Source organism: Stenotrophomonas maltophilia (assembly GCF_002799245.1).
Lineage (GTDB): Bacteria > Pseudomonadota > Gammaproteobacteria > Xanthomonadales > Xanthomonadaceae > Stenotrophomonas > Stenotrophomonas maltophilia_S.
Window position 1 is genome coordinate 329,903 of record NZ_NEQV01000005.1, and the last position, 13,004, is coordinate 342,906.

Annotated in this window: 13 protein-coding genes and 1 tRNA gene; 6 read left to right on the plus strand and 8 right to left on the minus strand. The window is 67.6% G+C overall.

All coding sequences use genetic code 11. The annotated features are described in order from the left end of the window. The first annotated feature begins 385 nt into the window (after positions 1 to 385). The 4 genes from B9Y64_RS16445 to B9Y64_RS16460 all read left to right on the plus strand — a co-directional run bounded on the left by B9Y64_RS16445 (position 386) and on the right by B9Y64_RS16460 (position 4,002). Positions 386 to 1,189, plus strand: coding sequence for an APH(3')-II family aminoglycoside O-phosphotransferase (locus tag B9Y64_RS16445; protein ID WP_100441621.1), 804 nt, complete (start codon positions 386 to 388; stop codon positions 1,187 to 1,189). Positions 1,190 to 1,276: 87 nt separating this feature from the next. Further along, complete coding sequence (locus B9Y64_RS16450) at positions 1,277 to 1,867, plus strand: TetR/AcrR family transcriptional regulator (protein ID WP_100441622.1); 591 nt, start codon at positions 1,277 to 1,279, stop codon at positions 1,865 to 1,867. Further along, complete coding sequence (locus B9Y64_RS16455; RefSeq protein ID WP_100441623.1) at positions 1,864 to 2,898, plus strand: DUF418 domain-containing protein; 1,035 nt, start codon at positions 1,864 to 1,866, stop codon at positions 2,896 to 2,898. Before B9Y64_RS16450 ends, B9Y64_RS16455 begins: the two co-directional genes overlap by 4 nt. 99 nt (positions 2,899 to 2,997) lie before the next feature. Then, the gene (locus B9Y64_RS16460) at positions 2,998 to 4,002 is read left to right on the plus strand and encodes an aminoglycoside phosphotransferase family protein (RefSeq protein WP_100441624.1); all 1,005 of its coding nucleotides are present in this window, start codon (positions 2,998 to 3,000) and stop codon (positions 4,000 to 4,002) included. Between the two features lie 126 nt (positions 4,003 to 4,128). Here the strand turns inward: B9Y64_RS16460 and B9Y64_RS16465 are convergent, their stop codons facing one another. The 7 genes from B9Y64_RS16465 to amaB form a co-directional block, all read right to left on the minus strand. Further along, positions 4,129 to 5,016: a DMT family transporter gene (locus B9Y64_RS16465; RefSeq protein ID WP_100441625.1), complete on the minus strand. Its 888-nt coding sequence runs from the start codon at positions 5,014 to 5,016 to the stop codon at positions 4,129 to 4,131. Between the two features lie 32 nt (positions 5,017 to 5,048). Further along, positions 5,049 to 6,110: a UDP-N-acetylmuramate dehydrogenase gene (gene murB, locus B9Y64_RS16470; protein WP_100441761.1), complete on the minus strand. Its 1,062-nt coding sequence runs from the start codon at positions 6,108 to 6,110 to the stop codon at positions 5,049 to 5,051. A gap of 8 nt (positions 6,111 to 6,118) precedes the next feature. Further along, complete coding sequence (locus tag B9Y64_RS16475; protein ID WP_100441626.1) at positions 6,119 to 7,174, minus strand: quinone-dependent dihydroorotate dehydrogenase; 1,056 nt, start codon at positions 7,172 to 7,174, stop codon at positions 6,119 to 6,121. 8 nt (positions 7,175 to 7,182) lie between these two features. Continuing rightward, complete coding sequence (locus B9Y64_RS16480; RefSeq protein WP_100441627.1) at positions 7,183 to 7,953, minus strand: class I SAM-dependent methyltransferase; 771 nt, start codon at positions 7,951 to 7,953, stop codon at positions 7,183 to 7,185. Between the two features lie 4 nt (positions 7,954 to 7,957). Next, the gene (locus B9Y64_RS16485; RefSeq protein ID WP_100441628.1) at positions 7,958 to 8,242 is read right to left on the minus strand and encodes a DUF4190 domain-containing protein; all 285 of its coding nucleotides are present in this window, start codon (positions 8,240 to 8,242) and stop codon (positions 7,958 to 7,960) included. Positions 8,243 to 8,643: 401 nt separating this feature from the next. Further along, positions 8,644 to 9,465, minus strand: a complete 822-nt coding sequence (locus B9Y64_RS16490; RefSeq protein WP_202909074.1) for an SDR family NAD(P)-dependent oxidoreductase — start codon at positions 9,463 to 9,465, stop codon at positions 8,644 to 8,646. 17 nt (positions 9,466 to 9,482) lie between these two features. Beyond that, complete coding sequence (amaB, locus tag B9Y64_RS16495) at positions 9,483 to 11,015, minus strand: L-piperidine-6-carboxylate dehydrogenase (RefSeq protein WP_014036960.1); 1,533 nt, start codon at positions 11,013 to 11,015, stop codon at positions 9,483 to 9,485. Between the two features lie 183 nt (positions 11,016 to 11,198). Here amaB and B9Y64_RS16500 point away from each other — a divergent pair. Further along, positions 11,199 to 11,275, plus strand: a tRNA-Arg gene (locus tag B9Y64_RS16500). Positions 11,276 to 11,308: 33 nt separating this feature from the next. On the opposite strand, the gene B9Y64_RS16505 is transcribed toward B9Y64_RS16500, so the two are convergent. Next, positions 11,309 to 12,199 carry a dihydrodipicolinate synthase family protein gene (locus tag B9Y64_RS16505; protein WP_100441630.1) on the minus strand — a complete coding sequence of 297 codons (891 nt, stop codon included), beginning with the start codon at positions 12,197 to 12,199 and terminating at the stop codon, positions 11,309 to 11,311. 164 nt (positions 12,200 to 12,363) lie between these two features. On the opposite strand from B9Y64_RS16505, the gene B9Y64_RS16510 reads away from it, so the two are divergent. Continuing rightward, positions 12,364 to 12,828 (plus strand): GNAT family N-acetyltransferase, encoded by a 465-nt coding sequence (locus B9Y64_RS16510; protein WP_100441631.1) that lies wholly within the window; start codon positions 12,364 to 12,366, stop codon positions 12,826 to 12,828. Positions 12,829 to 13,004: the final 176 nt, after the last annotated feature.

Consider the following 13,004-nt stretch of genomic DNA (forward strand, 5'->3'; position numbering starts at 1 on the left):
GAGCAGCGTAGTCGCAGCAGCGCGCAGGTTCAATTGCAGTGGCCGTTTCCGGGACGGATGTATTCGGCCATGAAACTGACAAACACCCGGGTACGCGGTTGCTGATGTCGATCATGGCCGCAACCGCGGGCTTCAGCCAGGGACAGCACGCCGATGAAGGCCAGCGCTGGATCAAGATCCCACGGGTACATGCTGCCAGCGGCCAGCAATTGCTCCCCATCGAAGAGCCGGCACGGGGCAAGGCGCGGTTGCGCAGCCGGGTGGCGCACAGGCTGTTCGGAGCAGGCTTGTATCTCATATCTCACGGCTCTGCTGTGGGCGACGCTCAACGCACAATGAGTCAGAATCCGTGGGGTCATCAGCAACAGAACAGGATCACCCCGGCATGGATGCAACCCACACCAGCCTCGATGGCATGCCGTTGCCCCGGGCGTGGCAGCACGCACTGGCTGCTGCGCGCATCGAGCGGCAGTCGATCGGCGTGTCGCGCGCGGATGTTGCGCGGGTGCATCGACCGGGACACGCCGACGCTTTCCTGAAATCGGAAGTGATCAATGCCTTCAGTGAGCTGGGCGATGAGATCGCCCGCCTGCGCTGGCTGCTGGCACAAGGGCAGCCGGCGCCTGCGGTGATCGCCACCGCCGAGGAGACGGGGCGGCGCTGGCTGCTGATGAGTGCCTTGCCCGGCCGCGATCTGGCCTCGTCACCGGAGCTCGCGCCGCAGCACCTGGTGGAACTGCTGGCCGATGCGCTGCGGGGCCTGCATGCCCTGCCGGTGGCGGCATGCCCGTTCGACCAGCGGTTGGCCTCGCGCCTGCAGGCCGCGCAGGCACGGGTCGAGGCGGGCCTGGTCGACGCCGATGACTTCGATGACGAGCGCCTGGGGCAGAGCGCGCAGCAGGTGTTTGCCGAACTGCGCGCCACCCGGCCTGGCCACGAGGATCTGGTGGTCAGCCATGGCGATGCCTGCCTGCCGAACCTGTTGGCAGCAGAGGGCCGTTTCAGTGGTTTCATCGACTGTGGCCGGCTGGGCGTAGCCGATCGCTACCAGGATCTGGCGCTGGCCGCGCGCAGCCTGGTCCACAACTTCGGCGACACGCGCTGGGTCGCGCCGCTGTTCCGGCGTTATGGCGTTGCGGCCGATGAGCGGCGGCTGGCGTTCTACCGTCTGCTCGACGAGTTCTTCTGAATCCCCGCAGGGCAGGGCTGAACGGTGCCCTGCCGGCGGATCTGTCGACCCTTAAAAATGGACGAACGTTCGTTCACTATCTGCGTCATGAACCGAGCCGACCGCAATGAGCAACGCAGCGCGCAGATCCTGCAGGCGGCCCTGCAGTGTTTCCTGGACAAGGGCTTCCACCTGACCAGCATGCGCGATATCGCGCAGGCGGCCGGCGTCAGCCTGGGCAATCTCTACAACCACTTCGCGGGCAAGGAGGCGATCATCCTTGCGGTGGCCGTGGCCGAAAGCGAGGAACTGGCGCCGTTGCTGCAACGGCTGGCCGCAGCCGACGGCGAACGCGCGCAGGTGCTGGCCTTCCTGCACGACTTCCACGCGCTGTGCCGGCAACCGGAATGGGCGTTGCTCAGCGTCGAGGTGCTGGCCGAGAGTGCGCGCAATGCGGCGGTGGCCGAAGCGTTCGCTGCCAATCGCCGTCGCCTGCAGCAGGCATTGGCCGATGCACTGCAACGCATAGCCCGCCGCGAACGCCGGCGCCCGGCGTTGACCGCTGGCCTTCAGGCGCAGGTACTGCTGGATGCCATCGAGAGTGATGCGTTGCGCCGGGGGCTGGGCGAGGGCAGCGACGCTCGCACAGCCGTGCTGGATCCGGCGTTGTTGGCTGCGCTGCTGGGCGCGCGCGCATGAGTGCTGCAGACCGCCGCCTGCACGGGCTGGATCTGGCGCGCTACTTCGCATTGGCCGGCATGGTGCTGGTCAACTTCCGCCTGGCGATGGCCGTCGAAGCAGACGGTGAGGGTTGGCTGGCTGGATGCTTCCATCTGCTGGAGGGCAAGGCCTCGGCGACCTTCGTCACCCTGGCTGGGCTTGGCCTGGTACTGGCCACGCAGCGCTCGGGCTGGGTCCAGGCCAGCGTGCAGACCTGGCGCCGCGCCGTGTTCCTGCTGGTGCTGGGCCTGCTCAACCTGACCCTGTTCCCGGCCGACATCCTGCACTACTACGCGGTGTACTTCGCGCTGGCGGTGCTGTGGCTGCGCGTTTCGCCGCAGGTGTTGCTGGCCAGCATCGTCGTCCTGGCGGCCTGCTCGTTCTGGGCCCTGCTGCATTGGGACTACAGCCAGGGCTGGAACTGGCAGACGCTGCAGTACGCCGGTCTCTGGCAATGGCCGGGTGCCGCGCGCAATCTGCTGTTCAACGGCTTCCATCCCCTGCTGCCCTGGATGTGCTTCTTCCTGCTGGGCATGCTGCTGGCGCGCCTGCAGTTGTCACAGCCGCGGGTGCAGCGTGCCGTGTTGCTGCTGGGCGTGCTGCTGATCGGCGCGGGCCAGGCTGTGCAGCAGCTTGCGCAGGGAACGCCCTGGCAGCTGTGGCTGGGGACGCAGCCGATGCCGCCGGGACCGGCCTACGTGTTGACCGGCGCGGGCGCGGCCTGCAGCGCGATTGCCGTGTGCCTGTGGGTCACCTGCCGGTATCCGGGGGATTGGCTGGAGCCGCTCACTGCGGCAGGGCGAATGACCCTGACCTTGTATGTTGCCCACATCCTGCTGGGCATGGGTACGCTGGAATGGCTGGGCCTGCTCAATGGCAGTGCTTCGCTGCCGGCCGTGCTGCTGTGGGCCCTGCTGTTCCTGATGCTGGCCACGGGCGCCGCGTGGCTGTGGTCCTGGCGGTTCGCGCGGGGGCCATTGGAAGCGGTGATGCGGCGCATCGCTGGCTAGCATGTTGGTCATCCAGGCACGATGTTGTGACGGACATGTCTGTGTCGCGGCGCGCGCATCTGCGATAGTGGCGGCAGGTAATTCTTTCCGCTTGCATCCATGTCATTCGCTTCGGCGCAGCATCTCGGCGAAGTCCTTCAGCAGTCCTATGGCATCACCGCCACCGCAGTGGTGCCACGCCCTGTGGGCGCCGATGCCAACGCCAGTGTGTATCGCATCGATGCACGCCGTGGGCAATGGTGGTTGAAGTGCCGCAGCTACCAGGTGGCCCCTGCTGTCTGGGACACCCTGCATTGGCTGCGTGGCACGCTGGGCATCGAGGAAATCGTTGCGCCCTGGCCGGCTCTGACCGGTGGCGCGTCGGTGCAGCGCTGGGGCCTGCAGTTCACCCTGTTCCCGTATGTGGAAGGCCAGTCCGGCTTCGAGGCGGCGTTGAGTCGCGCGCAGTGGCAACGCTTGGGCGAGGTGCTGCGGCGCCTGCACGAGGCATGCCCGCCACCGGAGCTGCACGAGGCGCTGCCGAGCCTGCGGATGGAAACCGCAGCGCTTGATACCGTCGGGCAATGGTTGGCCGGCGAAGGTCTGGCGGCCGCCAGGGATGGGCTGGGCCGTGCCTTCGTTTCCGTCTGGGACCAGCAACGCGCGCGCATCGCGGCGCTGCATGGGCGGGCATTGCAGCTGCATGCGGCGTTGCAGGATGTCCCGGTGCAGCTGCACCTTTGCCATACCGACCTGCACGCCGGCAATCTGCTGATGGGCAACGACGGTGGCCTGCACCTGATTGACTGGGATGGCCTGTCGCTGGCGCCACGCGAGCGTGACCTGATGTTCATCGGTGCCGCTGTCGGTGGGCGCTGGGGGCGCGAGAATCCGCTGGGATTCGAGGAAGGCTATGGCAGTGACCACGGCGACGCGCGCTGGATCGCCTGGTACCGGCACTGGCGCATCCTGCAGGACCTGATCGAGTTCCAGCAGGTGCTGCTGGGCAGCGATGGAGAGGATCGTTCGCCGCAGCTGCGCCGGCAGTCGCTGCATTTCCTCAGCGAACAGTTCGCACCGGGCAATGTGTTCGACGCGGCCGAGCGGGTGTATCGCGCGCTGTAGCGCCACCTGTGGTGTGGATGGCGCTGCGTTGCGCTCTTGTGCAGGGCCGGGCCTGCGCGCGGCTGCTCTTCGCGCCGCCAGCGTTGATCCGGCCGATGCGCAGGAATCACCCGCGCAGAGCTGGATCTACTCGGCGGGCTTGGCGGCGGCTGAGGCGGCCGCGCTCGCGGCGCGGCGCGACAGCACGGCTTCGCGGTGGGCGATATAGGCGTTGGCGGCCAGGATGATGCCGGCACCCATGATCGTCCAGCGGTCCACGCTTTCGTTGAACAACAGCCAGCCACACAGCGTCACCAGCGGCAGCTGCAGGAAGCTGATCGGGGTCAGGGCGGAAACTTCGCCCAGCCGTAGCGCACGGGTCCACAACAGCTGGCCGATGGTGCCGAGCACGCCGGTCGCCAGCAGCCAGAGCCAGGCCAACCCGGTCGGCCAGACCCAGACGAACAGCGCCGGGACAAGCGATAGCGGCACCCAGAACACGTAGGTATAGAGCACCACGGTATCGGCACTGTCGACGCGGGTCAGCTGCTTGATCTGGATCGCCACCAGCGAGCTGAGCACGGCCGCACCCACCGCGACCAGGCTGCCGGCGGTGAAGCCGGCCGTGCCGGGACGCACGATCACCAGCACGCCGATGAAGCCGACCACGACCGCGGCCCAGCGGCGCACGCGCACGGTTTCGCCCAGCCACAACACGGCGGCAATGGTGACGAACAGCGGCGTGGAGTACGAGAGCGAAACCGCCTGCGCCAACGGCAGATGACCCAATGCCCAGAACGCACACAGCATCGAGCCCAGGCCGATCGCGCTGCGCACGAAATAGCGCGGCAGCTGCTGTGTCTTCAAGGGAGCACGGCCGGGCCGCAGCAGCATCGGCAGCAGTGCCAGCAGGCCGAAGGCATTGCGGAAGAACGCCACTTCCTGGGTCGGGACGTAGCGGGTGGCGTAGCGGATGGCCACGGCCATCAGGCCGAACGCCATCGTGCTGCCGAGCATCAGCAGCGCCGCCCGCATCGGGGTGGCGCCTGGAGAAAGGGCGGGGTGGTTCACCACTGTGCGCCGAGCAGGCGGGGCTCCGGTTCGATCGGCACGCCGAATTTTTCCAGCACCGAGGCCGAGATGCGGCGCGCCAGTGCCAGCAGTTCAGCACCGCTGGCATTGCCGTGGTTGACCAGCACCAGAGCGTGGCTGGGGGCCACGCCGGCATCGCCTTCGCGGAAGCCCTTCCAGCCGCAGGACTCGATCATCCACGCCGCAGAGACCTTGCGCTTGTCGTCCTGCTCGGCCGGGAACACCGGCAGCTCGGGGAAGTGCTGCAGCAGCACGTCGACCTGTTCCAGCGGCAGCACCGGGTTCTTGAAGAAACTGCCGGCGTTGCCGAGTACATCCGGGTCGGGCAGCTTGCGGCGGCGGATCGCGATCACCGCATTGGCCACGTCCACCGCACCCGGCAGCTCCACACCCTGCGCCTGCAGTTCCTCGCGGATACCGGCGTAGTCCATGCGCAGGTCGTGCAGCAGCGGCAGCTTCAGTTCGATGGCGGTGATCAGGTAGCGGTCGGGCTGCTGCTTGAACACGCTGTCGCGGTAGGCGAAGCCGCACTGTTCGTTGTCCAGCCGCACCCAGGCCTGTTCCAGGCAGTCCCAGGCCTCGACGGCCTGGATGAACTCGCCGACCTGCGCGCCATAGGCGCCGATGTTCTGGATCGGCGCCGCACCAGCGGTGCCGGGAATCAACGCCAGGTTTTCCAGCCCGGACAGGCCTTCCTGCAGCGACCACATCACCAGGCCGTGCCAGGGCACGCCGGCGCCGGCGCGGATCACTGCATGGTCGGCGCGGTGTTCAAGGAAACTGATGTCACGGTTGCCGAACACCAGCACGGTACCGGGCAGGTCTCCGGCGATCAGTACGTTGCTGCCGCTGCCCAGCACCAGCAGCGGGCCGCTGGCCACATCGGGCAATGCCAGCACTTCCGGCAGCAGCGCGGGATCGTGCAGTTCCAGCAGCTGTGCGGCGCTGGCCTGCACATGGAAGGTATTGAGCGCCTGCAGCGGCGCATTGCGGGTGAGCGTCCAGCGCAGCGGGGCGTTGTTGTCGAGGGTATCCATGGGCGCGCTCACAGCGGTGCCACCGCGCCGCGGCTCGGCGCTTCGCGGCGCCGGCGGATCGCCTCCACGCATTCGGAAACCAGCGCCGGGCCACGGAAGATCAGGCCGCTGTAGCACTGCACCAGTGCGGCACCGGCCGCCATCTTGGCCACGGCATCGGCGCCGGACAGGATGCCGCCGACGCCGATCAGCGGCACCGCTTCGGGCAGGCGCGAGCGCAGGCGACGCAGCACCAGCGTGGACTGCTCCAGCACCGGCGCGCCGGACAGGCCACCGGCCTCGTTGGCCAGCGGATCGCCGGCCACCTTGCTGTGGTCGATGGTGGTGTTGGTGGCGATCACGCCGTCCACCTGCAGCTCGCCCAGCACGCGGGCGGCGGCATCGATGTCGCGTTCGCTGAGGTCTGGTGCCACCTTCACCAGCATCGGCACGCGGCGGCCGTGCCGGGCAGCAAGGTCTTCCTGGCGGTCGCGCAGCTGGCTGACCAGCTGGCGCAGCGCGGTTTCCTCCTGCAGTTCACGCAGGCCGGCGGTGTTGGGCGAGGAGATGTTGACGGTGATGTAATCGGCCAGCGGGTACACCTTGTCCAGGCAGGCGATGTAATCGTCCACGGCCTGTTCGTTGGGGGTGTCCTTGTTCTTGCCGATGTTGATGCCGAGCAGGCCGCGGCGGTTGCGCGCGCGCTCCACGTTGCGCACCAGCGCGTCCACGCCTGCATTGTTGAAGCCCATGCGGTTGATGATCGCGTTGTGCGCCGGCAGCCGGAACAGGCGCGGCTGCGGATTGCCCGCCTGCGGGCGCGGGGTGATGGTGCCGATCTCGACGAAGCCGAAACCCAGCGCGAACAGCGCATCGATGTGCTCGCCGTTCTTGTCCAGGCCGGCAGCCAGGCCGACCGGATTGGGGAACGTCAGCCCGAACACGGTGCTCGGCATCGGCGCGATGCGGGCGGCCAGCAGCGGCGTGGTGCCGGTGCGATAGGCCAGGTCCAGTGCGGACAGGCCGAGGCCGTGGGCGCGCTCGGCGTCGAGCGAGAACAGGAAGGGGCGGGCAAGCGAATACATGCGTCGGTTCAGTCCAGCGTGCCGAGGAAGGCTCGGGTTCGATATTCAAAAGCGACCTGGCCGTCGACCGCGTGGGCGGCGAACAGGTCCTGCAGAGCGTCGATCATCGGCGCGTGGCGAGGATGACCGGATTGGGGTGCGTAGGAGGAGGACAGCAGGCGCCCGCGCAGGGCGTCGAAGTCCAGATGCTGCACGTTCGGCAGCTCCACCATGCCACGCAGGCCAGGGCCGAACCAGGCCTGCATGGTGGCGTCGTCCTGGTAGCGCTCGGCTACGGCGGTGTAGTCGGTACCGTAATCCAGCAGCAGCTGTTCGTAGCCGATCAGGAACGGGCTGGCATCGAGCAGGCGCGAATTCCAGTAGATCAATGCCTGGCCGCCGGGACGCAGGATGCGCTGCCACTCGGCGCGCACCGCCACGGTGTCGAACCAGTGGAACGCCTGCGCGACGCTGACCAGGTCGATGCTGGCGCCGTCCAGTCCGGTGGCTTCGGCGCGGCCATCGACGGCGGAGAAGCGCGGGTAGCGGGGTGCCAGGCAGTGTTCGGCGGCGGCACGCATGGCGGCATTCGGCTCGACCGCCACCAGTGGATGACCGCTGGCGAGAAACTGGCGGCTGGAAATGCCGGTGCCAGCGCCGATGTCGGCAACGCCGGCATGGTGGCTGACACCCATCGGGCCGTGCAGCCAATCCATAAGGGCCGGCGGGTAGTCGGGCCGGTAGCGGACGTAGTCGGCGACGCGGCTGCTGAAGCGTTCAGTGCTGTCGGAGGCGGTCATGGCGTCAGTTCGACATCGCTGCCAGCCAGGCCAGGCCACCGAAGAACAGGATGAAGACCGCGATGGCGGCAAGCACGGCGCCGACCATCACCCAGCCCAGCACCAGGCCGGTGATGGCCAGGCCATCGCCTTCCAGTTCGTGCGGGCGGCGGCGGATTTCAGCGCGGGCCATGTGGCCGGTGATGATGGCGACGATGCTGGCCACGAAGGGCAGGACGGTCCAGCTGGCAATGCCCATGACCAGGCTGACCACGGCCAGGGCGCTTGTCTGTCGGGGTGCCACGCTCATCGGGGTCCTCCTTGGCAGTGTGCACATGATAGTGCCTCCGCCCTGGCAATCCCATGCCTGCCGGATTCGATGGCGGCCGTCGACCCTGGTCGACGAACGGAGTGTCAGCCATGGTAGGCGTCGACCTTGGTCGACGAACGGCATGCCAACCAAGGTTGGCAGCTACCGGGGCGTTGGTGTCAGCCATGGTAGGCGTCGACCTTGGTCGACGAAGGCATGCCAACCAAGGTTGGCAGCTACCGGGGTGTTGGTGTCAGCCATGGTAGGCGTCGACCTTGGTCGACGAAGGCATGCCAACCAAGGTTGGCAGCTACCGGGGCGTTGGTGTCAGCCATGGTAGGCGTCGACCTTGGTCGACGAAGGCATGCCAACCAAGGTTGGCAGCTACCGGGGTGTTGGTGTCAGCCCATCAACACCTGGCCGCCATCCACATTGAGCACATGGCCGGTGACCCAGCGCGCCAGTGGCGAACACAGGAACAGGGCGGCGTCGGCGATCTCGCGCGGGTGGCCGAAGCGGCCGAACGGGATCTTCGCAAGGGTACCGTGGTACAGCGCTGGATCCTCGACGCGGCGGCGGTCCCAGAGGCCGTCATCGAACTCGATCGAACCCGGTGCGATGGCATTGACCCGGATCCGGTCCTTGGCCAGCGCCAACGCCTGCGAGGTGGTGTAGTGCGAAAGCGCAGCCTTGGCGGCGGCGTAGGGCGCGCCACCGGGGCGCGGCTGCTGCGCGGCGATCGACGACAGGTTGAGGATGCAGGCATCGCGGGAGGCGCGCAGCCAGGGCAGCGCCAGGCGCGAGGCACGCACGGCCGCCATCAGGTCGATCTGCAGGCTGGCGGCCCAGCCGTCCTCGTCGTCGGCCATGCCGTAGCCGGTGGCATTGTTGACCAGCACATCGATGCCGCCGAGGCCATCAGCGGCGGCCTGCAGCCAGGCCTGGATCTGGCCGGGGTCGGCCAGATCAGCGGAAAACGCGTGCAATGGCGTGCCCTGTGCCTGTGCATCGGCGCGCAGGGCATCCAGGCCGGCCTGGCCGCGTGCACAGGCCGAGACCTGGGCACCGGCACCGGCAAAGGCCAGTGCCATTTCACGACCAATGCCCTTGCTGCCGCCGGCGATCAGCACCCGGCGGCCGCTGAAATCGAGGGTCGGAGCCCCGTTGGGGATCCGACCCTGGGCAGGGGTCAGATCCCCGGAGGGGCTCTGACCCACATGCATGGCCGGGCCCGTTGCCATCACAGGTCGAACTTGATGCCCTGGGCCAGCGGCAGCGAATCGGAGTAGTTGATGGTGTTGGTCTGGCGGCGCATGTAGACCTTCCACGCATCCGAACCGGACTCGCGGCCACCGCCGGTGTCCTTCTCGCCACCGAAAGCGCCGCCGATCTCCGCACCGGACGTGCCGATGTTGATGTTGGCGATGCCGCAGTCGCTGCCGGCGGCCGACAGGAACTTCTCGGCGGTCTTCAGGTTCTGGGTGAAGATCGAGGACGACAGGCCCTGCGGCACGCCGTTCTGCATGTCGATGGCTTCGTCGATGCTGTCGTACGGCATCACGTACAGGATCGGTGCGAAGGTCTCGTGCTGGACCACGGCGTCGCTGTTCTTCAGGCCCGAGACGATCGCGGGCAGCACGAAGTTGCCGGCGCGATCGATGCGGGTGCCACCGGTTTCGATGGTGCCGCCGGCGGCCTTGGCCTGGGCGATGGCATCGAGGAACTGCTGCACAGCGCCGTCGCTGTTCAGCGGGCCCATCAGGTTGGCGGCATCGGTCGGGTCGCCGATCTTGCCTTCCACCTGCTTGTAGGCCTTGACCAGGGTGGCCAGCACGTCGGCGTAGATCGAGCGGTGCACGATCAGGCGGCGGGTGGTGGTGCAGCGCTGGCCGGCGGTGCCGACGGCGCCGAACACGATGCCCGGCACGGCCAGCTTCAGGTCGGCGGTTTCGTCCAGGATGATGGCGTTGTTGCCACCGAGTTCCAGCAGGCAGCGGCCGAGGCGGCGCGCGACCTTCTCGTTGACGGTGCGGCCGACCTGGGTCGAGCCGGTGAAGCTGATCAGCGGCACGCGACGGTCATCGACCATCTTCTCCGACAGCGCGGTGCCGGCATCGTTGATCAGGAAGAAGATGTCCGGGAAGCCGGCTTCGCGCAGGGCATCGTTGCAGATCTTCAGCGAGGCGATGGCGGTCAGCGGCGTCTTGTTGGACGGCTTCCAGATGCACACGTCGCCACAGATGGCAGCCAGGAACGAGTTCCAGCTCCACACGGCGACCGGGAAGTTGAAGGCCGAGATGATGCCGACCAGGCCCAGCGGGTGGTACTGCTCGTACATGCGGTGGCCGGGGCGCTCGGAATGCATGGTGTAGCCGTACAGCATGCGGCTCTGGCCCACGGCGAAATCGGCAATGTCGATCATCTCCTGCACTTCGCCATCGCCTTCCGGCTTGCTCTTGCCCATTTCCAGGGCAACCAGCGAACCCAGCGCGTCCTTGTGCCTGCGCAGTGCTTCGCCGCACAGGCGCACGGCTTCACCGCGGCGCGGGGCCGGCGTGGTACGCCAGGCCTTGAAGGCTTCCTGGGCGCGGGCGACGACGGTCTCGTACTCGGCCTCGGTGGTTGCGCGGACCTGCGCGATCGGCTCACCGGTGGTCGGGTTGACCGGGGTGATCAGCTCACCGCTGGTCGCGCTCGACCACTCCCCGTTGCCCAGGTACGTGCCAGCGTTGATCGCGTCCAGGCCAAGGGACTTGAGCAGCTCGGAAGACATGCAGACTCCTGTGTTTCGTTACGTTGTTTGGCGCCATCGCGGGCAGGTGGGGGACGCGATGAACTGAATCGCCGATGGTAGCAGAGCGGCCTGTCCGGCCATGGTGCAACGCGCCAGCGGAACCGGGCGGAACATGAATGCTTGGAGGGGAGGGCACGTTGCCTGTAAACTTCCCGGCTGCATGGCCCCGTAGCTCAGCTGGATAGAGCGTCCCCCTCCTAAGGGGAAGGTCGCCCGTTCGAATCGGGCCGGGGTCACCATCCGCAAGCCGCCCGCAGTACCCTCTGCCCGGGCTACAGCAGCCCCAGCCTGCGCAGCACCTGCGCCACGCGCGCGCGATCTTCACCGTGCAGCCCAAGCAGGGGCCGTGGCAGGCAATCTCCGTCACACAGGCCCATCAGCGCCGCCGCGCATGCCATGACGCGGATGCCACCGAAATGGTCATGCAGCGCCCAGAGCGGAGCCAGTCCCGCCGACACTGCCTGCGCCGTTGCGATATCGCCGGTGCCGGCTGCGCGGGTGATCTGCTGGGCCACCTTGGGGAACAGCCCGCCGGTCACCGAGTACCAGCCGTCGCAGCCGGCGGCCAGTCCGTTCACAGCCGCAGCGTCGCCGCTGATGCCCAGCGTGACGTGCGCCGGAAGACGAGCACGCAGCGCGGCGATGCGTGCTGCTGCTTCGGCAGGATCGTCGGACAGGCGTGGGATCTTGATCGAAGCGATGTTCGGCAGGGCGGCGATGCGCCCGTGCGGTTCATCGCTGAACCGGAAGTGGGTGGTGCCGGGATTGTCATAGACGCAGATCGGGGTGCGTACCGCCGTGCACACCGATTCAAAGAGCGTGTAGACCTCATGCTCCTTCAATGGCTGGTAGGACACAGGTGCCAGCAGCAGGCCGGCGGCGCCCGCCTCCTCGGCGTCCCTGGCCAACGCCAGCACGTCGCGGGTGCGCAGCGCACCGATGCCGACGATGACCGGGACCGCGCCCGAATGAGACAGCGCTTCGCGCAGCACGCGCATGCGCTCGGCGTTTTCCAGGTAGGCGTAGCTGCCGGTGGAGCCGAGCACGCCCATCGAGTCGACGCCAGCGGCTGCGAGACGCTCGACCAGTGCGGCGAAGGCACGCAGGTCGACGCTCGATTCGGTCATCGGCGTAAGAGGAAAGGCACTGAGGCCGTGGATCATGGCTACCCCCGGAGGCAGAAGGCGAAAGGAGGCCGTCTGCAGTGGCGACCTTGGACGGCGGGCATTGTTTATTGTCCTAGGACAAAATTCAAGCGCTGCCCTGCAAGGTGATCCGTTCGGCGGAATCGCGCACCATGGCGGCCAACCTTCCTCTCACGCATGCCATGACCGAGTGCCTTCACCCCGTGCAGCCCCGGCACTACGCCGTCATCGGCGCGTGGCTGGATTCGGCCAGCGCAACCCAGCGCTGGGCCGGTCCCGGCGTGCCGTATCCGCTCGCGCCTGATGCATTCGCGCAGGCGCTGCAGCTGCCGCAGCGCCCGGGATGGGTGCTGCTGGACGCGCACGGCCACTGCATTGGTTTCGGCCAATACTGGCCGACGAGCCCGGGCACGCTGCACCTGGGCCGCATCATCGTTTCACCGCAGGCACGCGGGCGTGGCCTGGGACGTGCATTGATGCAGGCGCTGATGGCGCAGGCGTTGCAGTCCGCCGCGGTGGAACGGCTGACCCTGCGCGTCTATCGTGACAACGTCGCGGCGGTGACCCTGTACCGCGACCTGGGCTTCCAGCCGATGGAAGACGCTTCGACACCGGACCTGCTGTTCATGCAGCACCGTGCCGGCTGAGTGCTGATCACGTGCGCAGCGGGGCGGCTTGCTGCCATTGCCCGCGCGTAATGCGGCTGATGTGCCCGGTGCGGTAGTCGGCGCGGAAGCGGTTGGACGCGGTGTGGATGATGTCGGCACGTTCCTCGACGCCGGGGCTCAGGGCGGGATCTTGATGGTTCCGGTACTTTTCACAA